Raw genomic sequence first — 19,088 nt, 5'->3', positions numbered from 1 at the left:
ACGAAAGATCGACTGGATTCGCTTCCTGCCGTTGCCGGACAGTTTCCCGACTGGTAATGAACGGGACTGGCGGTGCGTGGCGCCCGGTCCCGGTTCCGGATCCGGCCCTGTTCCGGCCCCGGTTTCCGGCCCGGGTGCCGGCCCCGGTTCCGGACCCTGGCTTCGGACCCTGGCTTCGGACATGGGTGAGCGCCCGGCCGGCCCTGCCGCCGACCGGGCGCCCGGCGCCCCCGGGGGACGCGGTCGGAGCCGCTACGACCGCTGCCAGAGGGCCGGCACGTTCGGCGGCTCCCAGCCGACCATGGCGGTGTGCGCCTGGAGGCAGGTGTAGGAGACGCCGGAGTAGGTGACGCGGTCGCCCGCCTTGTACGAGGTGCCCGCGGCCCAGGTGCCGCCCGGCGGCGTGCTGGGGCCCCCGGTCGGGGTGGCGGTGGGCGACGGGCTCGGCGTGCCGGGGGTCTGCGGAACGTCCAGCACGAAGTCGAAGCTCGCCTCGCGGGTCTGGCCGTTCTGGCGGACGTTCATCAGCAGCCGGGGGTCGTAGATGGTGTCCGTGCTGTTGCGCGGCTCGCCCGGGAAGTACAGCTGGGTGGTGACGATCGAGCGGCCGGGGGCCTGCAGCTTGACGTGCAGGTGCCGGGTGCGGCCCGGGTAGAGGCCGGGCACGATGGTGTCCAGCCGGTACGCGCCGTTGGCGTCGGTGAACTGGTGGCCGCGGAAGGTGTAGGTGACGTTGTCGTAGTTGCCGCCGTTGTCCGCCTGCCAGAAGTCCAGCAGCACACCGGAGATGGGCCGGCAGGCGCGGCCGAAGACGTAGCCGCTGACCACCAGGTGGGTGCCGGGCCCGTCGTTGACCATCGAGCTGCGCAGCGGGGAGTTGGGCTTGAAGTACGGGCCCTCGATCTGCTCGACGGTGGGGGCGTCCCCGTCGTGGCACTCGGGGGTGAAGCCGATGGGTTCGCCGCTGCCGATCCGGTCCCGGGCCAGTGCGACACCGCCGCCGACCAGCAGCGGGGCGGCCCCGAGCGCGGCGGCGGCCTTCAGGACGGTCTTGCGGCTGATCATGCCGTCGGGCGTGGGCATGCGCCGTCTCCATTCTCGTGAGGCGGGGGGTGTGGGGGCGGCCCTTGCCATGGTGGGGGCATGACAAGGGCCGGACCGGTCGCCCGGCCGCGCGCGCCGGACCGGCCACCGGTGGCCAGCAGCAAAGTTACGGGCCGTCCGGCGCGACCGCGATGGACATGATCCGGGGATCGTGGTGATTTCCGTCGACCCCGGCCCGGAACTCCCCCGGGGTCATCCCGGTCTCCCGGCGGAAGAAGCGGCAGAAGTACGCCGGGTCGACGAATCCGGCCTCCTTGGCGACCTGACGAATCGTCAAATCCGTGCAGGCGAGCAGTCGTTTGGCCTCCAGCGTCTGCTGCCGGCGGATCAGGCCACCGGGGGTCCGACCGGTGGCCTGCTTCACCAGGGTCTGCAAGTGCCCCGGGGAGACGCCGAGTTCCTGCGCGGTGGAGGCCACCGAGTGCCGCACTCCGCCGGGCCGGGCGATCAACCGGGTGAAGGCCGCGGCCACTTCGGCCGGGCGGCTGGGCACCACCGGACGGTCCGTCGGAGCGGAGGCGCGCAGCGCCCGGACGATCAGGATGTGCAGGCTGGCCCGCAGCACCCCCTGGAAGCCGGGCGCCCTGGTCCGGTACTCGTGCTCCATGTCGGCGAGCAGCGCGGCGATCGCGTCGGCCTGTTCGCCGAGCGCCAGGGCCGGGCGGGTGGCCAGGGCCCGCAGGGCGGCGAGGTCCTGGGGATGGCCGAGCAGGAAGTCCTCGTTGAACAGGACGACCTGTCCGGTCAGTTCCTCGGCGTCCGCCCAGTAGTGCACCTGGCCGGGGGTGATCACGCACAACTGCGGTGGCGCCAGCGGCCGGTGGACGAGGTCCAGGACGTGGGCGCCGTGGCCGCCGGTGACGTGGACGATCTCGTAGAACGAGTGCCGGTGGGGGAAGCCGGCCCGCGAGAGCGGGCCGATCGCGTCGAAGCTGCCGACGGCGAAGGGGAGCAGATGGGGCAGCGGGACCTGTAACCGGTGCAACGGCAGGTCCGGCGTGGTTCGGGGGGTGGGGGTGGTCCGTCGCACATCCATCGGAGCAGTGTGCGACCTATTCAGGGGACAGGTCCAGACCATCTGTCGCCGTTTTCCCGGACCGGAACGGTTCCCGGACGGTTTCCCGGGCCGGTTTCCCGAGCCGGGCCGGTTTCCCGAGCCGGGCCGGTTTCCCGAGCCGGGCCGGCCCCGTCGTCGCCCCGCCTACACCGGCGGCTACACCGGCGGCCAGGGGATCGCCGGCCAGTCCTCGGGCGGCAGCGGGTGCCGGCCGGAGCCGCGCAGCCCGGCCACCCGGGCCCGGGTGGCGTCCAGTTCGGCCGCCGTCAGGTGCGGGGCGAGCCGCTCGGCGAGCTCCCCGTCCAGCTGCTCGGCCAGCCGGGCCAGCACCTCCAGCGCCTCGGTGGGCAGCGGGTCCCCGGCCCAGCCCCAGAGCAGGGTGCGCAGCTTGTCCTCGGTGTTGAAGGTGACCCCGTGGTCGATGCCGTACACCCGGCCGTCGGCGGCCGGAATCAGGTGCCCGCCCTTGCGGTCGGCGTTGTTGAGCACCGCGTCCAGGACGGCGAGCCGGCGCAGTCGCCGGTCGTCGTGGTGCACCAGCAGGGCCGTCCGCCCGCCCTCGACCTCGGCCCGGACGATCGGCAGCCAGCCCTCCTCCGGGCCGCGCGGGTCCTGGAGCGCGAGCAGCGGCTCGGCCCCCGGGTCCGGCTCCACCCACAGCTGCACCATGCCGGGCCCGTGCGGGCCGTCGCGCAGCACGGTGGGCGGGATCAGCGCCCAGCCGGTCGCGGCGGACAGCTCGTACGCGGCGACCTCGCGGCCGGCCAGCGTGCCGTCCGGGAAGTCCCACAGCGGGCGCTCGCCGGCCACCGGCTTGTAGACGGCCTGCGCGCTCAGCGAGCCGTGCGCGACCGTGCAGTACAGCGCGGCGTTGGAGGCCTCGGTGAGGCGGCCGTGCACGGTCAGCTCGCCCTGGCGCAGCAGCGCGAGGGCGGTGGGCACGTCGGCGGCGAGCGCGGCGGCGGCCGTCGGGTCGGCCTGCGGCGGGGTGTCGGTGTTCAGCGCCGGTAGCCGTTCGCGCGCGGGCACAGGTGGCCCTCCGGGTCGAGCGGCAGGTTGCAGAACGGGCAGGGCTTGCGGCCCGCCGCCACCAGGTCCAGCGCGCGCTTGGCGAAGACCCGGGCCATCGCGCCGGACAGCCGCACCCGGAGCATGTCCGGGCCGGTCTCGTCGTCGACGAACACCGCCTCGGCGGCGTCCTCCTCGTCCTCGTCCTCGTCCTCGATCAGCGCCTGCGCCTCGACCACCAGGCAGCTCTCCACGCTGTCCCAGGCCAGGGCCATGGTGCCGACCCGGAACTCCTGCTCCAGCGGGAGGTCCAGCGGGGCGGTGTCGAGCAGGTCCTTCGGGGCGGCGGCCGGGATGGCGGCGTCGCCGCCGCTGCGCCGCAGCGCCTCGTCCAGGACCTCCTCGATGCGCTCGGCGAGCGCCGCGACCTGGGTCTTCTCCAGCAGCACGCTGGTGATCCGGCCCCGGGCACTGGCCTGAAGGTAGAACGCCCGGGCGCCGGGCTGGCCGACGGTGCCGGCCACGAACCGTTCGGGCTGGTCGTAGAAGAAGACCTGACGGGGCACGCTCTCGCTCCGGATCGTGTCGGTCGGCGCGGTACCGCCGGGGGCGGTCCGCGGCCGGATGGACTCGTAAGTCACCCTACGACCTTCGGGCTCCGGCCGGGGAGCCGAGCCGACGGCCGCGGGCGGGGTGGCACCCGGGGAACCCGAAGGTGCCTCCCCGGACGGCCCGTCGGCGGCGCGCCTCAGGCGGTGCCGCCGACCACCGCGTCACCGGCCGGGGTGGCGGCGGCCGGGTGGGGCTTGGGGGCGAGCGGGGCGAGGTCGCCGGTGTCGCCCATCCTCAGGACGAAGGGCCGCTGCGGGGTGTAGCGGATCGCGGTGACCGAACAGGGCTCCACGCTGATCCGCTGGAAGTGGTCCAGGTGCAGCCCGAGCGCGTCGGCCACCACGGCCTTGATGACGTCGCCGTGCGAGCAGGCGATCCAGACCGCGTCCTCGCCGTGCTCGGCGGCGATCTTCCGGTTCCACTCGCGCACCGCGTCCACCGTGCGGTGGCTCAGCTCGCGCAGCGACTCCCCGCCGGGGAAGGCGGCTCCGGCGGCGTGGTCCTGCACGGTGCGCCAGAGCGGCTCCTTGGCCAGCTCGGCCAGCGGGCGGCCGGTCCACTCGCCGTAGTGACACTCCCCCAGCCGGTCGTCCTCGGTCGGCGGACCCAGCTCGGGCCGGGCCGCCAGCAGCGGCTCCAGCGTCTGCCGGCAGCGCTCCAGCGGGCTGCTGACCGCCCGCACCAACGGGATGTCGGCCAGCCGGCCGGCCAGCGCGGCGGCCTGGGCGCGCCCGGTGTCGTCGAGCTCCACGCCCGGGGTCCAACCGGCCAGGATTCCGGCGGTGTTCGCGGTGGATCGGCCGTGACGGACCAGCAGCAGGGTGGGCATGGGGTCAGCCTACGGCCTCCGGGCCCGGCCGTGGGCCCCGGTTTTCCGTCCGGTCCCGCCCCGGTCCCGCTCCTGCCCCAGCCCGGCTTGCCCCGGCCCTCCCCGGCCTGCCCCGGCCCGGCCCGGCGGGAGCCTGAGGGACCGGTACCACCCGGGTCCGTGCCGAACGGCCCCGCTCGGGTGACAATGGCCCGCATGATCGTCCACTGCGCCGCCTATCACGACGGCCGCCGGATCGAGGCCCCCGCGGACCTGGCCGGTGCGCTCGCCGCCGCCCGCGCGGCCGGTCCGGACGGCTTCGTCTGGATAGGCCTGTTCGAGCCCACCACCGAGGAACTCGACCACGTCGGCAAGGAGTTCGCGCTGCACCCGCTGGCCGTCGAGGACGCCGTCAGCGCCCACCAGCGCCCCAAGGTGGAGGCCTACCAGGGCTCGCTGTTCGTCGCACTGAAGACCCTCGGCTACCACCCCGGCGGTCACGTCGTGACGGTCGGCGAGGTGATGGTCTTCCTCGGCCCGGACTTCGTGATGACCGTCCGGCACGGGGAGGACAGCCCGCTCAGCGGCCTGCGGGCCGCCCTGGAACAGGACCCCGAGCAACTGCGCTACGGGCCCAGCTCGGTGCTGCACTCGGTCTGCGACACCATCGTGGACGGCTACATGGACGTGGCCACCGCGCTCCAGAGCGACCTGGACGAACTGGAGGCGGACATCTTCTCGCCCAGCCGGGTCGGCCGCGACACCGCCGGCCGGATCTACGGCTACAAGCGCCAGGTGATGTCCGTGCGCAGGGCCACCGGCCCGCTGCTGGAGCCGATGCTGGCCCTGGAGCGCGGCGCCCGCTTCGTCCGCCCCGAGGTCGCGCCCTACCTGCGGGACGTCGCCGACCACGTGGCCCGGGTGAACGACCAGGTGGACGGCATGGACCGGCTGCTGTCCGACATCCTGAGCGCCAACCTGGCGCAGGTCAGCGTCCAGCAGAACAACGACATGCGGAAGATCTCGGCCTGGGCGGCACTGGCCGCCGTACCGACGATGATCGCGGGCATCTACGGGATGAACTTCGACGACATGCCCGAGCTGCACCAGGTCTGGGGGTACCCGGCGGTGCTGGTGCTGATGGCGGTGGTCTGCGTGGTGCTGCACCGGGTGTTCAAGCGGCACGACTGGCTGTAGTGCCGCTTGCCCACCGGCTGCCCGGTCCGTTCAGCCCTCCCGGCCCGTCAGGCCGGTCCGGCCCGGTCAGGCCAGTCCGGCCCGCTCCAGCGCCTCGACGCCGGTCCGCAGCGCCAGGATCCGCTCGTCCAGGGTGAACCCGGAGGGGGCCAGGGTGAGCGTGGTGACGCCCGCGTCGGCGTAGGCCTGCATCCGGTCGGCGATCCGGGCGGTGTCGCCGATCAGCGAGGTGGCGTCGATCAGGTCGTGCGGGACGGCGGCCGCGGCACCCGCGTAGTCCTTGGCGAGGTACTTCTCCTGGATCTCGTCGGCGGCCTGCTCGTAGCCCATCCGCCGGGCGAGCTGGTTGTAGAAGTTCTTCTCCTTGCTGCCCATGCCGCCGATGTAGAGCGCGGCGTACGAGCGCAGGCCGTCCACGGCGGCCTTGATGTCCTCGCCGACCGCGATGTTCACGGTCGGGCAGAGGTCGAAGCCCTCCAGCGTCTTCCCGGCCTTGGCGCGGCCGGCCGTCAGCGGGTCGAGGGAGAGCGCGGCGTGCTCGGGCGAGAAGAAGATGCCGAGCCAGCCGTCCGCGATCTCACCGGTCAGCTCCAGGTTCTTCGGGCCGATCGCGGCGATGTACAGCGGGATGTGCTCGCGCACCGGGTGCACGGTGAGCTTGATCGGCTTGCCGGGGCCACCGGGCAGCGGCAGCGTCCAGTGCGCGCCCTCGTGCACCAGGCGCTCGCGGGACATCGCCTTGCGGATGATCTCCACGTACTCGCGGGTGCGGGCGAGCGGCTTGTCGAACTTCACGCCGTACCAGCCCTCGGACACCTGCGGGCCGGAGACGCCGAGGCCGAGCCGGAAGCGGCCGCCGGACAGGGTGTCCAGGGTCGCGGCGGTCATCGCGGTCATGGCCGGGGTGCGGGCCGGGATCTGGAAGATGGCCGAGCCCACGTCGATCCGCTCGGTCTTCGCGGCGACGTAGCTGAGCACCGTCGCCGCGTCCGAGCCGTACGCCTCCGCCGCCCAGCAGACCGAGTAGCCGAGCCGGTCCGCCTCCTGGGCGACGGCGATGTTGTCGGCGTCCATGCCGAGTCCCCAGTAGCCGAGGTTGATCCCGAGTCGCATCTGCCGCACCTTCCAGTGGGTTGGGGTTGCGGGCGAGGGTAGCCGCGCCCGCGCCGACATGCTACTGACGGGTAGGCGTGGCTTGGGTCACACCGGCGCCGTTGATCGTTCTGCGGGTCTGCGCTCCTGTCCGCGCACCGGCCGCTACGCTCAGCCGACGTGGGGAGCGCTCTCCCCCACCTGCGCGTTTACAGGGCCGCCGGGGCTCCCGGCGCCACCGGCCAGTGAAGGGCCCCGTCCGATGGAAAAGCGTCACCTCGGCCGTACCGGCCTCCAGGTCTCCCGGCTCGGCCTCGGCACCATGACCTGGGGCCGCGACACCGACGAGCACGAGGCCGCGGAGCAGCTCAAGGAGTTCGTCGACGCCGGCGGCAACCTGGTCGACACCGCCGACGTGTACGCCGACGGCGGCGCCGAGTACCTGATCTCCCGGCTCACCGACAGCCTGATCCCCCGCTCCGAGCTCGTCATCGCCACCAAGGCCGGCAGCGTCCCGGAGTCCGCCCGCCGCTTCGACGGCTCCCGCGGCCACCTGCTCGCCGCCCTGGACGCCTCGCTGCGCCGGCTCGGCACCGACCACGTCGACCTCTGGCAGGTGCACTCCTTCGACCCCGCGACCCCGGTCGAGGAGACGCTCAGCGCCCTCGACATCGCCGTCTCCTCCGGGCGCGCCCGCTACGTCGGGGTCTGCGACTTCAGCGGCTGGCAGCTCGCCAAGGCCGCCACCTGGCAGCACGCCCACCACGGGCGGGCGCCGCTCGCCGGGGCGCAGCTGGAGTACTCGCTGCTGCAGCGCGGCATCGAGCGGGAGGCGCTGCCCGCCGCGCTGGACGCCGGGGTCGGGGTGCTGGCCGGCTCGCCGCTCGGGCGCGGGGTGCTCACCGGCAAGTACCGGCACGGCATCCCGCAGGACTCGCGCGGCGCCTCGCCGTACCTGACCGGGTTCGTCCAGCCGTACCTCGGGGAGCGCTCCCGGCGGATCGTGGACGCCCTCGCCACCGCCGCCGACGGGCTCGCCAGCAGCCCGCTGGCCGTCGCGCTGGCCTGGGTCCGGGACCGGCCCGGGGTGGCGAGCGCCCTGGTCGGGGCCCGGACGGTGGCCCAGCTGCAGGCGGCGCTGTCGGTGGAGGCGCTTACGCTTCCGGATGAGATCCGTGGTGCGCTGGACGACATCTCGTCGCCGGTGCACCACTACCCGGACCAGGGGTGGACCGAGCTGTGACCCCCGGCCCGGGTTGTCGAGCAGAACCTGCAGTGGAGTGACCTTGGAGCGGACGACGATGACGGACACGGGCAACGGCGCTCCGGAGGTGACCGCCGGGGCCCAGCTGACCCCGGAGCAGAAGGCGGCGAAGTTCGCGGAGCTGGCCCAGCGGATCCGCGGCATGCAGCCGGAGGACGCCGCGGCGAACGCCGCGCGGGCGGGTGCCGCCCGCGCGGAGGCCTCGATGGCGGAGGCCCCGGCCGAGGAGGTCCCGAACGCGGAAGCCCCTAACGCGGAAGCCCCGGCCGAGGAGACCCCGAGCGGGGAGGCTCCGGCTGCGGAGGCTCCCGAGCCCAGGGGGTCGGAGCCGGCTGCCCCGGCCGCTCCCGCTCCTGCCCCGGCCGCCCCGGCCGCAACCGTTCCCGCCCCGGCGGTGTCCGACGAGCAGCGCGCCGAGGCGCTCCGCGCCACCGCCGAGGTGCTGACCGCCGGCGGTGCCCCGGCCGAGCTGGCGGCGGCCGCGGTGGCCGCGCTCGGCGAGGAGGCACCCGTACGGCTGCGCGAGGACCCGTGGACGGTGCTGGGCCTGCCGGGCGTCCGGCCCGAGCACGCCGACGGCTTCGCCCGGCAGCTGCTCGGCCCCGAGGCCGGCCCGGGCGACGAGCGCCGCGCCCGGGCGCTGGTGCCGTGGCTGCTGGAGCAGGCGGCGCTGCGCGGGCACTCCGCCCAGGAGCTGGCCGAGGTGGCGGCCGGGCTCGAGCGGCTCCGGATGCCCGAGCCGGCCGGCGCGATCCAGGCGGCCGTCGAGGACGGGCGGGTGCTGTCCTTCCAGGAGGAGCTGACCGGCGCCGAGGCGCACGCGGCGGGAGGCGACGAGGAGGACGAGGCACCGACCCGGACGCTGCTCGGGCTCGCCGGGCTGGCGATGGCGGAGGACAGCCTCGCCGAGAAGCTGCTCCAGCTGATGGCCACCTTCACCCCGGCTGAGGACCCCGAGGACGCCGGGGCCGAGGACGCCGGGGCCGAAGAGTCCGAGGCCGGCGGCTCCGCCGAGCAGCCCGCCGCCGCCCCCGGCCCGACCGCCTGGGCGGCCGCCGCCGAGGCCGCGCCCTCCTCCTCCTCGACCGCCCTGGTCAAGGCGGTCGCCGAACACGCCCTGGTGCTGCACACCGGCGGCGAGGCGGCCCGCGCCGAGCCGGCCGTACTGGTCGCCGCCGCCCGGGGCCTCGGGCTGCGGGCCTGGGCCACCACCTGGACCGACCAGGGCCGGGACTCCTTCGCCGCTCTCGCGGGGAACGGCGCCGGCACCGCCGCCGAGGCCTGCGTGGTCACCCTCGCCGACCTGCTCTCCGGTGCCGCCGGCCCCGGCCGGGCCCCGGACGGCACGCTCGCCCTGGACCTGCTGATCGTGCTGGACGCCCCGTTGCTGGACGTCGAACTGGCCGCCACCGTCCTGGAGTCGCTGGCCGACGGCACCCGGCTGGTGCTCAGCGGCGACCCGGGCCAGCTCTGGTCGGCCGGCCCCGGCCGGTTCTTCGCCGACCTGCTGGCCGCCAAGGTCTGCCCGGCGGTCGCCTCCCGCACCCCGGACTTCGGCCCGATCGGCGAGCTGGTCTCCGGCATCGGCATCGGCGAGCTCCAGCCGGTGGAGGCGCCGGACAAGGAGGTGGTCATCCTGACCGCCAAGGACGCCGGCGAGGCCGTCCACCGCGCCGTCCAGCTGCTCACCGACTCCATTCCGCGCGCGCTGGGCATCCCGGTCGAGCAGGTGGTGCTGCTCACCCCGGGTCACGGCGGCCCGGCCGGCACCCGCGCGCTGAACGCCGCGGCCAAGGCCCGGCTCAACCCCGGCCCCGGCCGGTTCGGCGGCTTCGACCCGGGCGACCGGGTGGTCGACTCCCCCGCCCCCGGCGTCACCCGCCCGGCCCGGGTGCTGGACGGCGACGCCACCGGTCTGCACCTGGAGTACGCGGACGGCGCGCGCCGGACCGTCCCGCCGGCCGAGGCCACCCGGCTGCGGCACGGCTGGGCGCTGACCGTCCACCAGGCGCTCGGTCGGCGTTGGCCCGGCGCGGTCGTGGTGCTCCCGCAGGAGGCCGCCCCGGCGCTCACCCGGCAGTGGGTCTACACCGCCTTCGGCCGCGGCGAGCGGCACCTGTCCGTGGTGCACGCGGCGGGCCCGGCGCTGGCCCAGGCCGTCGCCGAGCGCCCGGCGCAGCCGCGCACCACGCGGCTGCGGGGGGTCCTCGCCGAGAACGCCGCCGCCTCGGCGTTCTGACCGGCGTTCCGACCGGCCCCGCTCCGGCGGGCCGCCGGCCGGAACGCACGACGGGCGGGCCCCGGTGATATCGGGCCCGCCCGTCGGCCGTCCTGCACGGCGTCAGTCGTCCGGGTCCTCGTCGTCGTAGACCTCGCTCACGTCGAACCGGCAGATCAGCAGCTGCGGATCGGCGTGCTCGAAGGGTTCGGGCAGCCATTCGCCCGGCTCGGTCGGCTCGGTGGCCGCGACCCAGAGCGTCGAGTCGGCCTCCTCCAGGCCGAACTCCTCGCTGCGGGCGGCGATCTCGTCGGGCTCGTACTCGCCGAACAGCACGCCGATCGCGGCGTTCACCCCGCCCGCCCCGGCTCCGCCCGGGGTCAGCGAGTCGTCCAGCCGCTCGGCCTGGGCGCGCAGTCGCTCGGGGTCGACGACGTGGTAGTCGCGGCGGATCAACACACTGATCGCCTCGGGCTGTTCGGGGCCGTGGTAGCCGCCGGGACCCTCGTCCCCGGGGATCTCGAAGGGCGTCACCTCGTCGTACGCCTCGTACAGGAGCTGGTCGTAGGCGATGGCCGCCGTGGCGAGCTGCTCGTAGGCGGCGGAGACGGCGGGATCATCGGCTGCGTTGGGGCTTGACACCGCTTCCAGATGACGGTCGATGGCGGCCTTGACCGCCTCAGCGGCGGCGCGTACCTCGGCAATGGTGGGCTGCGCGGCATCAGACATGGTGCAGACGCTATCTCCCCGCGGTGCCGGTACGCACAGCGGTTGTCACCTACACCCGCGATTTCACCGCAACTTCCCCCCTGATGTCCGATCCGTGCCGCTTCGTCCCCGCGCGGCACCGGCGCGAAACGGGCGCGGAGGGCGCGCACCGGACCCGACGGGGCCGTCCGGATGCGGCATCGCGCGCCGGGATCGGGGTATTCCTTCCACAGTGGCAACAGGACTGATGCACTGTCAGTCGACGGCCCGGATCCCGCCTCTTCCGGCCGCCGCCTCCGCACCGGAGGGACGGCCGGAAATACCCGGGCCGACTGTCCGGGGCAGGCCGTAGGCTTGCCCGAAGGTGATCCCCAGGAGGAGCGTTTTGACCCCACGGAAGCCGGTCCGGCAGCCGGAGTACGAGTACCAGTCCCTGCGCATGCCGCGCGGCACCACGCGCAACGCGGCCCGCCAACTGCTCACCGAGCACGCCGAGTACGGGCACTGGGAGCTCGACCGGCTCAGGCTGTTCCCCGACGGCAGCCGGACGGTCCGGCTGAAGCGGCGGATCATCCGGCAGGTCCGGAGCTGGTGACGGGCGGGGCACCGCCACCCCGGACGGGTTTCGAGTAGGACGGCAACGCACCCGCGGCCGCCCGTTCACTCGGCGGCCGCGGGTGCGTCGTTCCCACGAAGGTGCGCGGGTCCGGTTCAGTGCCCGCCCCGGCTCCCGCGCGGCCGGATCAGCGGACGCCGGCCCGGGACCGGCGGTAGAGCACGCCACCGCCGAGCATCAGCGCGAGGCCGGCGCCACCGAGCAGCTCGACGCCGCCGGCGCCGGTCTGGGCCAGCTGGGGGCCGGGGCCGGGAGGCGGAGTCTTGGCGGCCTTGGCGGGCGCCACGACGGCCGTCTCGGCCATGACGGGCGGAGTGCCGTTGCGGGAGACGTTCGTCACCTCCTCGGAGGAGACCTTCGGCGGGGTCGGGCAGACCTCGACGCAGCCCTCGACCGGCTTCGGGTTGGGCTTCGGGGCGGGCGGCGGAACGACCTTCTCCACGTTGGCGCAGTCGTTGCCGAAGGCCGGGTTCCCGACGCCGGCCACGTTCACCGAGTTGCCGCAGGCGTTGACCGGGACGTCCACCGGCGCCTGGACACTGTTGCCGGAGAGCACGCCCGGCGAGTTGGCCGCGACGCCCGAGGCGCTTGCGCCCGGCACCGCGGCACCCGGCACGGCGGCCGCCGGCAGAGTGGTGGCGCCCGGCACCGCGGAACCCGGCCCGTTGCCGCCCTGACGCCCGTCGACCGCGGAACCGTCGACGCGGCTGTCGCGGCCGTCGTGGCCGACGCCGGTGGCGCCCGAGCCACCGCCGTGCTGGCCGCCCTGGGCACTGCTGTGGCCGCCCTGGACGGGCTTGGACGCATGCTGGCCCCCGCCGCCGTTGACGTTGGCGCAGCGGTTGCCGAAGGACGGGTTCAGCAAGCCGATCACGTCGACGGTGTTGCCGCAGGCGTTGATCGGCACCTGGACCGGTACCTGGACCGAGTTGCCCGAGACGACGCCGGCCGAACCGGCCGCCACCCCCTGCGCCTCGGCTCCACCCGCATAGGCGTAGCCGGCGGTCGTGGCCAGCACACTGCCGGTGGCCACGGCCGTGAGGATCCCCTTCTTGGCTACTTTCCTCATCTTTTCCCCTGACATTATCGAGACGACGTGTCGACCTTGGCATGAACCTTTAAAAAAGTCGGAATTTCCGTATATCCGTAAATCACGCAAGGGCTTCGGCTGCACACGGGTTAACGAGGGGCCAACGGGGAGGTTGAGCCGAACGTATCGGCTTCACCCGATCGAGCGATCGTGTCGGACCTCGTGTATCCGGCGGCCGACGGAGCTCCGGACCGGGTCCGGACCGCCCGGGAACGGACCGGCCCGCCCCGGACCGGCGAGAGCGCCGGTAGCGCCGGGAGCGCCGGGAGCGCCGGGAAGGCGAACGCCCCCGGCGCGGCGCGTCCGCCGCCCGGGGGCCGGTTGCGAGTCGGCTCAACAGGCCTCCGCGGCCCGGAGGTTGACTCAGACGTTGGCGCAGTGGTTGCCGAACGCCGGGTTCAGCACACCGATGACGCTCACGGTGTTGCCGCAGAAGTTGACCGGGATGTGCACCGGAACCTGGATCTGGTTGCCGGAGAGCACACCCGGGGAGCCGGCGGCCACACCCTCGGCGCCCGCGTATGCGGACGCGACACCGGCGGCGGCGAGCACCAGGCCACCGGTGGTGGCGGCGACAGCGGCGATCTTCTTGACCTTCATCATTCCTCCTGTATGGACAACGCAACCCGTTCGGCGGGCTGCACAGGGATGAACGACGCTGCGGCAAACGGGGTACGGAGTGGATCTCCCATTCACCCGCAACGGTGAGGTCTCGCACACATGATCAGCTTGGAATTGCGAGCAGAATCGCTTCTGTCGATCTTCTTCTTCCCGTCCCACAATCATCAGCTCCGACAATGCGGTCGGCCCGCCCCCGGCACTCCGGGAACGGGCCGACCCAGTCGACTGATCAGGGGTTTCAGCAGGCGTCGATGAACCGGTCCAGCACCCGGACGCCGAACTTCAGGCCGTCCACCGGCACCCGCTCGTCCACGCCGTGGAACATCCCGGCGAAGTCCAGCTCCGGCGGCAGCTGGAGCGGCGCGAAGCCGAAGCAGCGGATGCCGAGGTCCTGGAAGGACTTGGCGTCCGTCCCGCCCGACAGGCAGTACGGCACCGCGCGGGCGATCGGGTCCTCCGCGCGCAGCGCGGTCTGCATCGCCTCGACCAGGGCGCCGTCGAAGCCGGTCTCGATCGCCTTGTCCGAGTGCAGGCTCTCGCGCTTCACGCGCGGGCCGAGCACGCTGTCCAGCTCGGCCAGGAACTCCTCCTCGTAGCCGGGCAGGAAGCGCCCGTCCACATGCGCGGTGGCCTGACCGGGGATCACGTTCACCTTGTAGCCGGCGCCGAGCATGGTCGGCTGGGCGGTGTTGCGGAGCGTGGTGCCGATCATCTTGGCGATGCCGCCGAGCACCCGCAGCGTCTCGTCCATGTTCTCCGGGTCCAGCTCGACCCCGAGCGCGTCCGAAAGCTCGTCCAGGAAGGCCCGGACGGTCTTGGTGATCCGCAGCGGGAACTGGTGCCGGCCGAGCCTGGCGACCGCCTCGCACAGCTCGGTGATCGCGTTGTCGTCGTTCTCCATCGAGCCGTGGCCGGCCCGGCCCTCGACCGTCAGGCGCATCCAGTGCATGCCCTTCTCGGCCGTCTCCACCAGGTAGAGGCGCACCTGGTCGTTGACCGTGAAGGAGAAGCCGCCGACCTCGCCGATCGCCTCGGTCACGCCCTCGAACAGCCCCGGGTGCTTGTCCACCAGGAAGCGCGCCCCGTAGGTGCCGCCGGCCTCCTCGTCGGCGAGGAAGGCCAGCACGATGTCGCGCGGGGGCTTGCGCCCGGTGCGCAGCCGGTCCCGGATGACCGCCAGGGTCATCGCGTCCATGTCCTTCATGTCGACCGCGCCGCGCCCCCAGACGCAGCCGTCCGTGATCTCGCCGCCGAACGGGTCGTGGGTCCAGTCCGCGGCGTTGGCCGGCACCACGTCGGTGTGGCCGTGGATCAGCAGGCCCGGACGGGAGCGGTCCTCGCCCTCGATCCGGACCACGGTCGAGGCCCGGCCCTTGGCCGACTCGAAGATCTTCGGTTCGAGCCCGAACTCGGCGAGCTGCTCGGCGACGTACTCGGCCGCCTTCCGCTCGCCCGGGCCGGAGCCGTCCCCGTAGTTGCTGGTGTCGATCCGGATCAGATCGCGACAGATCTCCGCGACCTCGGACTCCGCCGTCACCTTCGGTGCCGCCGACTCGCTCCGCTCGCTCACGGTCACTCCTCGTCTTGGGCCCGCACCGACGCACCAGCGCGCCACCCCCAGGACCTGCACCCGGGCCGTACGAGCACGTCCGCCCATCCTCTCCCAGCCCCGGACCCCGATCCACCCCCCACGCACTCCCGAAACCCCCTGGTCACGCCCCCGCCACACGGCGCCCCTTGCCGCCGACACCGGCCGTGGGGGCCGGCCGGGAACCGTTTTGGGACCCCAAGCCGATCTTTGCTACAGTTACATCTGTCAGCGCGACGGACGAGAGATCGGAAGCCGCGAGGACGACACCCGGTCCGGGTGGCGGAATGGCAGACGCGCTAGCTTGAGGTGCTAGTGCCCTTTATCGGGCGTGGGGGTTCAAGTCCCCCCTCGGACACAAAAAGAAGGGCCCCAGTTGATCTGGGGCCCTTCTGCTTTTCGGCTACGCTTTTCGGCCGCGGTCCTCCGTCGCGGCGCGACCGGCCCTACGGGACGGTGCCGAGGTCACGCCAGGAGCGGTGGGGTTCGGTCACTCCTCGCTGGCGGCGGGCTGAGTGGCCTCGGGGGCAGCGGCGGCGGGCTCGGTCGCGACGGGGGCAGTGGCGGCGGGCTCGGTGGCCGCGGGGGTGGTGGCCTCGGGGGTGGTGGTCTCGGGGGCGGCGGCCGGGGTGGTGGCGGCCGGGGCAGCGGCCTCGTGGGACGCAGCCGGGGTGGTGGCCACGGGGGCGGCAACCGGGGCGGCGGCCTCGTGGGTGGCAACCGGGGTGGTGGCGGCCGGGGCGGCAACCGGGGCAGCGGCGGGGGCGTCCGTCGAGTGGTCGCCGAAGCTGGCACCCGAACCCGTGAAGGAGCCGGAGACGCCGTTGTCGTCCGCCCAGATCCAGAAGTCGGCGTGCGAGACACTGCCGTCGCCGACGTGGGACTCGACAGCAGCGACGCCGGCGCCGTTCTGGTTGGCGATGAAGAAGCCCTTGCCGTAGTCCGCCTCCAGGCCTTCGTGAGCCGAGGCCAGGCCGGCGCAGCCGAGCACGAGCGGGACGGTGAGAGCGCCGACGGCCACGACTCGCTTGAGAGCACGCATGAAAATCTCCTCCACGGAGTTTCTGGTTTGGGTGGCGGTTCCGTTCAGTACCGCCGCGATTTCAGAGAGCCACGCGCCACATCCCGCCGCAACCGGCACCGCGACCCGTCCGGCCTCACGTCCCGTCAGAAACGCCGCCCCCACCAGCGGAAATACCGTTCGTATGCCTATATGACAGCTTCAGTCGGCTGGAGCACTCTGCGTCACCCTCCCCCGCCCCAGGGGCTCCCGCCGCGAGCCGTCCCGGCGGGCCCGGCCCCTCGATGGCGTCATGCGAACAGCCCGATACAAGGGCCCTCCGCACGGGAACAGTTGGCCGGGACCGTCGAACGCCGGTCCGCGGCCACGGAAGAGTCGACGTCCGCGGCACCGACCCCCGCACCACCGGCACCGGCACCGGCACCGGCACCCGCGCCGACTCCGACTCCGACTGACGGACCGTCGGGCTCACCGCCTCGACGCCGGCCGTGGGCGAGTCGCCCGGACTCGGCGGGGTGGGCCCGCGCAGCGCGACCGGGAGGGACCGGCCGCACTGAGGTCAGCCGGCCCCGGCGGCCTCCGTCCGGCCGGAAGGGGAGGCGCCCCGCTTCGGCCGGCCGCGCAGCGACTGCGCGGTGATGAAGGCCGTCACCGTGGACACGATCAGCAGCGGCATCGAGTCGGCCGCCTGGCCGCCGAGCAGGGCCGCGGCCAGGACGGTACTGGTGACGGGCAGGCCGGTGACGGCGGCGCCGGCGGCCGCGAGGCCGACCGCCAGGGCGGGCGCGGTACCGAAGCCGGGCAGCGGCGCACAGGCCATGCTCAGGGCCGTACCGAGCAGGAGCGCCGGGAAGATCGGGCCGCCGCGCAGGCTGCCGAGGGCGATCGACCAGCCCAGCCCCTTGCAGAGCGCGAGGGCGAGCAGCGCGCCGACCGGCCAGTCGGCCGGATCGGCGGCGAGCGCGCCCAGCGTGGCCTGTCCGGAGAGCGCGACCTGCTCCGGGGAGCGGCCGGTGATCAGGGCGTACGCGGCGAGGCAGCAGCCGACGGCGACCGCGCACAGCACGGTGCGCAGGGCGGTCTGTCGCGCGGTGGCGGTCGTGGTGAAGGCCTTCACCCCGCGGCCGACGGTCTGCCCGGCCACGCAGACCACGGCGATCGCGGCGGCCAGCGGGACGCCCCAGAGGAAGTCCCCCGGGTCGGGCACCCCGCTCGTCGGCACGCTCGGCAGCGAGAGCGCACCGATCGACAGGCCGGTCCAGTGGCCGAAGCCGGTGAAGACCAGCGCCCCGACCCCGCCGGACAGCAGGCTGGGCAGGATCAGCGCGATCAGCTGCGGACCGCCCAGCCCGGCCGCCTCGATCAGCATGACGGCGGCCACCAGCGGGCTGCCGAAGATGGTGGAGATCGCCGCCGCCGAACCCGCCGTGCCCAACACCGCCACCAGCTGCGGCTGTTCGGCCCGTTTGGCGGACCGGACGGCGAGCAGGGCGAGGCCGCCACCGAGCGCCATCAGCGGGGACTCCGGGCCGAGCACCACGCCGAGCGGCAGACAGGCGAGCGCGGCCAGTACCACACCGGGGACGTCGACGGGCCGCGGGGGCGGGCCGCCGAACCCGTCGACCGGGACGTGGCCGCCGTGCCCGGGCAACCGGGTCACGATCGGGGCGAGCAGCAGGCCGGCCAGCAGCAGCGCGGGCAACGGCCACCACCAGGGGGCCCGGTGGTACCCGGCCGTCTCCGGCAGGGTCTCCCAGACCCACTGCTGGAGTTCGTGCTCCAGGCTGACGAAGCCGAAGGCCGCCAGCGAGACGGGTATGCCGACCAGTCCCGAGACCAGCAACAGGCGGAGGTAGCCCTTGTGCAGCAGCACCTCGCGCAGGGTCGGGCCGCTGCTCCGCTGCTGGGACGTCGCCGGCATCGCCGCTCCCTCGCACTCCCGGGCCGCCCGACGTCGGGGAGGGCCCCTCCTGGGACCGAGTCTCGCCCGGAGCCCGGAGCTTCGCACGGCGCGCGGGTGGCCGACCGGCGCCGGGCCGGGAGCGGTTGCGCCGCACGGGTGAGGCGAGCCCCGGTGGGGCCGACGGTCCGACAGGGCGGCGGGGCCCGGGCGGCACGGTGCGCCCGGGGCAGCACGGTGGGCCCGGGCGGCACGGTGGGCCCGGCGGTCGGTCCGTCAGACCTGGCGGGTGTCGGTGCCCAGCGCGCTCTCGATGCCCTGGACCATCCGCCACAGCGGCGCCCGGCGGCTGGCGACCAGGACCACGACGTCGTCGGACTCGCCCTCGGCGGCCTCGGCCGGGCGGTCGCTCCAGGTGCCGGTGACGAAGGCCATCGCCGCGTCCACCTCGGCCACCCAGTCGCTCTCCCCGCCCGAGCGCAGCCAGGTGCGCAGGGCGTGGTTGTGCGCGGAGACGACGGCCGCGGCGATCACGTCCGCGCGCAGCGGGCCGTCGGCGCGGTCGGCGAAGCGGCCGCGCAGGTAGGCCGCCAGGGTGTGCTCGTAGCGCCAGACCACGGACAGCTCGTACGCGCGCAGGCCGGGCACCTTGCGGGTCAGCCGGTAGCGCTGGACGGAGAAGGAGGGCTGCTCGGCGTACATCCGCAGGACCAGGCGGGCGGCGTCGCAGGCGTGCTTGACCGGGTCCTCCTCGCCGGTGCCGGACTCCAGGAACTCCGTCATCTCGGCGAGGCTGCGCTCGTGGTCGGGGAAGACCACGTCCTCCTTCGCCGGGAAGTAGCGGAAGAAGGAGCGCCGGCCGACGCCGGCCAGCGAGACGATGTCGTCGACGGTCGTCTGTTCGAAGCCGCGCTCCAGGAAGAGCTCGAAGGCCGCGGCCACCAGCGCCTCGCGCATCGCCGGCTTCGAGGGCCCGTCGTTCATGGGCTGGTCCTGCTCTTCCTTGTCGCTCATTCACCGGAACTTAGCATCGGGACGATGCCGTGGCACCGACGGTCGGTTCGGCCTGCCGAACCGACCGTCGGTGCTGGTCGGGGCGGGTTACGGCAGGTTGCGGGCCATCACGATCCGCTGGACCTGGTTGGTGCCCTCGTAGATCTGCGTGATCTTCGCGTCCCGCATCA

The 19,088-nt window shown here is 73.9% G+C and carries 18 protein-coding genes and 1 tRNA gene; 5 read left to right on the top strand and 14 right to left on the bottom strand.

Going from position 1 to position 19,088, the window contains the following annotated elements; translation table 11 throughout:
- Window positions 1-252: 252 nt before the first annotated feature.
- The 5 genes from ACFWP2_RS25960 to ACFWP2_RS25940 form a co-directional block, all read right to left on the bottom strand.
- Window positions 253-1,083 (bottom strand): carbohydrate-binding protein, encoded by an 831-nt coding sequence (locus tag ACFWP2_RS25960; RefSeq protein WP_380455494.1) that lies wholly within the window; start codon window positions 1,081-1,083, stop codon window positions 253-255.
- Window positions 1,084-1,210: 127 nt separating this feature from the next.
- Window positions 1,211-2,140 (bottom strand): AraC family transcriptional regulator, encoded by a 930-nt coding sequence (locus tag ACFWP2_RS25955; RefSeq protein ID WP_380455491.1) that lies wholly within the window; start codon window positions 2,138-2,140, stop codon window positions 1,211-1,213.
- A 177-nt stretch (window positions 2,141-2,317) separates the two neighbouring features.
- Entirely contained in the window at window positions 2,318-3,190 is an 873-nt protein-coding gene (locus ACFWP2_RS25950; RefSeq protein WP_380455489.1) for an SCO1664 family protein, read from the bottom strand.
- Window positions 3,160-3,735 carry a DUF3090 domain-containing protein gene (locus tag ACFWP2_RS25945; protein WP_380455660.1) on the bottom strand — a complete coding sequence of 192 codons (576 nt, stop codon included), beginning with the start codon at window positions 3,733-3,735 and terminating at the stop codon, window positions 3,160-3,162. The genes ACFWP2_RS25950 and ACFWP2_RS25945 overlap by 31 nt, the downstream gene beginning before the upstream one ends.
- A gap of 182 nt (window positions 3,736-3,917) precedes the next feature.
- Window positions 3,918-4,610, bottom strand: coding sequence for a histidine phosphatase family protein (locus ACFWP2_RS25940; protein ID WP_380455487.1), 693 nt, complete (start codon window positions 4,608-4,610; stop codon window positions 3,918-3,920).
- A gap of 195 nt (window positions 4,611-4,805) precedes the next feature.
- On the opposite strand from ACFWP2_RS25940, the gene ACFWP2_RS25935 reads away from it, so the two are divergent.
- Entirely contained in the window at window positions 4,806-5,786 is a 981-nt protein-coding gene (locus ACFWP2_RS25935; protein WP_380455485.1) for a magnesium and cobalt transport protein CorA, read from the top strand.
- 66 nt (window positions 5,787-5,852) lie between these two features.
- On the opposite strand, the gene ACFWP2_RS25930 is transcribed toward ACFWP2_RS25935, so the two are convergent.
- Entirely contained in the window at window positions 5,853-6,899 is a 1,047-nt protein-coding gene (locus tag ACFWP2_RS25930; protein WP_380455483.1) for an LLM class F420-dependent oxidoreductase, read from the bottom strand.
- Between the two features lie 241 nt (window positions 6,900-7,140).
- On the opposite strand from ACFWP2_RS25930, the gene ACFWP2_RS25925 reads away from it, so the two are divergent.
- Together ACFWP2_RS25925 and ACFWP2_RS25920 are read left to right on the top strand one after the other, a co-directional pair.
- Window positions 7,141-8,121 carry an aldo/keto reductase gene (locus ACFWP2_RS25925; protein WP_380455481.1) on the top strand — a complete coding sequence of 327 codons (981 nt, stop codon included), beginning with the start codon at window positions 7,141-7,143 and terminating at the stop codon, window positions 8,119-8,121.
- A 58-nt stretch (window positions 8,122-8,179) separates the two neighbouring features.
- Window positions 8,180-10,381 (top strand): ATP-binding domain-containing protein, encoded by a 2,202-nt coding sequence (locus ACFWP2_RS25920; protein ID WP_380455479.1) that lies wholly within the window; start codon window positions 8,180-8,182, stop codon window positions 10,379-10,381.
- Window positions 10,382-10,483: 102 nt separating this feature from the next.
- On the opposite strand, the gene ACFWP2_RS25915 is transcribed toward ACFWP2_RS25920, so the two are convergent.
- Window positions 10,484-11,089: a hypothetical protein gene (locus ACFWP2_RS25915; protein ID WP_359829833.1), complete on the bottom strand. Its 606-nt coding sequence runs from the start codon at window positions 11,087-11,089 to the stop codon at window positions 10,484-10,486.
- Between the two features lie 364 nt (window positions 11,090-11,453).
- Between ACFWP2_RS25915 and ACFWP2_RS25910 the strand changes: the two genes are divergently transcribed.
- Entirely contained in the window at window positions 11,454-11,663 is a 210-nt protein-coding gene (locus tag ACFWP2_RS25910) for a DUF5703 family protein (RefSeq protein WP_224285495.1), read from the top strand.
- Between the two features lie 148 nt (window positions 11,664-11,811).
- On the opposite strand, the gene ACFWP2_RS25905 is transcribed toward ACFWP2_RS25910, so the two are convergent.
- From ACFWP2_RS25905 to ACFWP2_RS25895, 3 genes are all read right to left on the bottom strand, one after another.
- Entirely contained in the window at window positions 11,812-12,717 is a 906-nt protein-coding gene (locus ACFWP2_RS25905; RefSeq protein ID WP_380455472.1) for a chaplin family protein, read from the bottom strand.
- Between the two features lie 420 nt (window positions 12,718-13,137).
- Complete coding sequence (locus tag ACFWP2_RS25900) at window positions 13,138-13,377, bottom strand: chaplin (RefSeq protein ID WP_380455470.1); 240 nt, start codon at window positions 13,375-13,377, stop codon at window positions 13,138-13,140.
- Window positions 13,378-13,633: 256 nt separating this feature from the next.
- Entirely contained in the window at window positions 13,634-14,965 is a 1,332-nt protein-coding gene (locus tag ACFWP2_RS25895) for a M20/M25/M40 family metallo-hydrolase (protein ID WP_380455468.1), read from the bottom strand.
- Between the two features lie 291 nt (window positions 14,966-15,256).
- On the opposite strand from ACFWP2_RS25895, the gene ACFWP2_RS25890 reads away from it, so the two are divergent.
- Window positions 15,257-15,341: transfer RNA gene (locus tag ACFWP2_RS25890), tRNA-Leu, on the top strand.
- 132 nt (window positions 15,342-15,473) lie between these two features.
- Here ACFWP2_RS25890 and ACFWP2_RS25885 read toward each other — a convergent pair.
- The 4 genes from ACFWP2_RS25885 to ACFWP2_RS25870 form a co-directional block, all read right to left on the bottom strand.
- Window positions 15,474-16,025 (bottom strand): hypothetical protein, encoded by a 552-nt coding sequence (locus ACFWP2_RS25885; RefSeq protein ID WP_380455466.1) that lies wholly within the window; start codon window positions 16,023-16,025, stop codon window positions 15,474-15,476.
- A 538-nt stretch (window positions 16,026-16,563) separates the two neighbouring features.
- Entirely contained in the window at window positions 16,564-17,925 is a 1,362-nt protein-coding gene (locus ACFWP2_RS25880; RefSeq protein ID WP_380455464.1) for a chloride channel protein, read from the bottom strand.
- Between the two features lie 255 nt (window positions 17,926-18,180).
- Window positions 18,181-18,918 carry a TetR family transcriptional regulator gene (locus tag ACFWP2_RS25875; RefSeq protein WP_380455461.1) on the bottom strand — a complete coding sequence of 246 codons (738 nt, stop codon included), beginning with the start codon at window positions 18,916-18,918 and terminating at the stop codon, window positions 18,181-18,183.
- An 87-nt stretch (window positions 18,919-19,005) separates the two neighbouring features.
- On the bottom strand, window positions 19,006-19,088 hold an 83-nt coding region (locus ACFWP2_RS25870; protein ID WP_157882129.1), incomplete at its 5' end, for an acyl-CoA dehydrogenase family protein.

The sequence above is a fragment of the Kitasatospora sp. NPDC058444 genome (genome assembly GCF_042721415.1).
Lineage (GTDB): Bacteria > Actinomycetota > Actinomycetes > Streptomycetales > Streptomycetaceae > Kitasatospora.
Note: the sequence above shows the minus strand (reverse complement) of the source record. Positions and strands in the feature narration are given on the sequence as shown.

Bases quoted from the DNA above. Each gene is read 5' to 3' on its own strand.
- ACFWP2_RS25960 (WP_380455494.1), bottom strand. From the start codon at position 1,083: ATGCCCACGCCCGACGGCATGATCAGCCGCAAGACCGTCCTGAAGGCC.
- ACFWP2_RS25955 (WP_380455491.1), bottom strand. From the start codon at position 2,140: ATGGATGTGCGACGGACCACCCCCACCCCCCGAACCACGCCGGACCTG.
- ACFWP2_RS25940 (WP_380455487.1), bottom strand. From the start codon at position 4,610: ATGCCCACCCTGCTGCTGGTCCGTCACGGCCGATCCACCGCGAACACC.
- ACFWP2_RS25935 (WP_380455485.1), top strand. From the start codon at position 4,806: ATGATCGTCCACTGCGCCGCCTATCACGACGGCCGCCGGATCGAGGCC.
- ACFWP2_RS25930 (WP_380455483.1), bottom strand. From the start codon at position 6,899: ATGCGACTCGGGATCAACCTCGGCTACTGGGGACTCGGCATGGACGCC.
- ACFWP2_RS25925 (WP_380455481.1), top strand. From the start codon at position 7,141: ATGGAAAAGCGTCACCTCGGCCGTACCGGCCTCCAGGTCTCCCGGCTC.
- ACFWP2_RS25920 (WP_380455479.1), top strand. From the start codon at position 8,180: ATGACGGACACGGGCAACGGCGCTCCGGAGGTGACCGCCGGGGCCCAG.
- ACFWP2_RS25915 (WP_359829833.1), bottom strand. From the start codon at position 11,089: ATGTCTGATGCCGCGCAGCCCACCATTGCCGAGGTACGCGCCGCCGCT.
- ACFWP2_RS25900 (WP_380455470.1), bottom strand. From the start codon at position 13,377: ATGATGAAGGTCAAGAAGATCGCCGCTGTCGCCGCCACCACCGGTGGC.
- ACFWP2_RS25885 (WP_380455466.1), bottom strand. From the start codon at position 16,025: ATGCGTGCTCTCAAGCGAGTCGTGGCCGTCGGCGCTCTCACCGTCCCG.
- ACFWP2_RS25880 (WP_380455464.1), bottom strand. From the start codon at position 17,925: ATGCCGGCGACGTCCCAGCAGCGGAGCAGCGGCCCGACCCTGCGCGAG.
- ACFWP2_RS25875 (WP_380455461.1), bottom strand. From the start codon at position 18,918: ATGAGCGACAAGGAAGAGCAGGACCAGCCCATGAACGACGGGCCCTCG.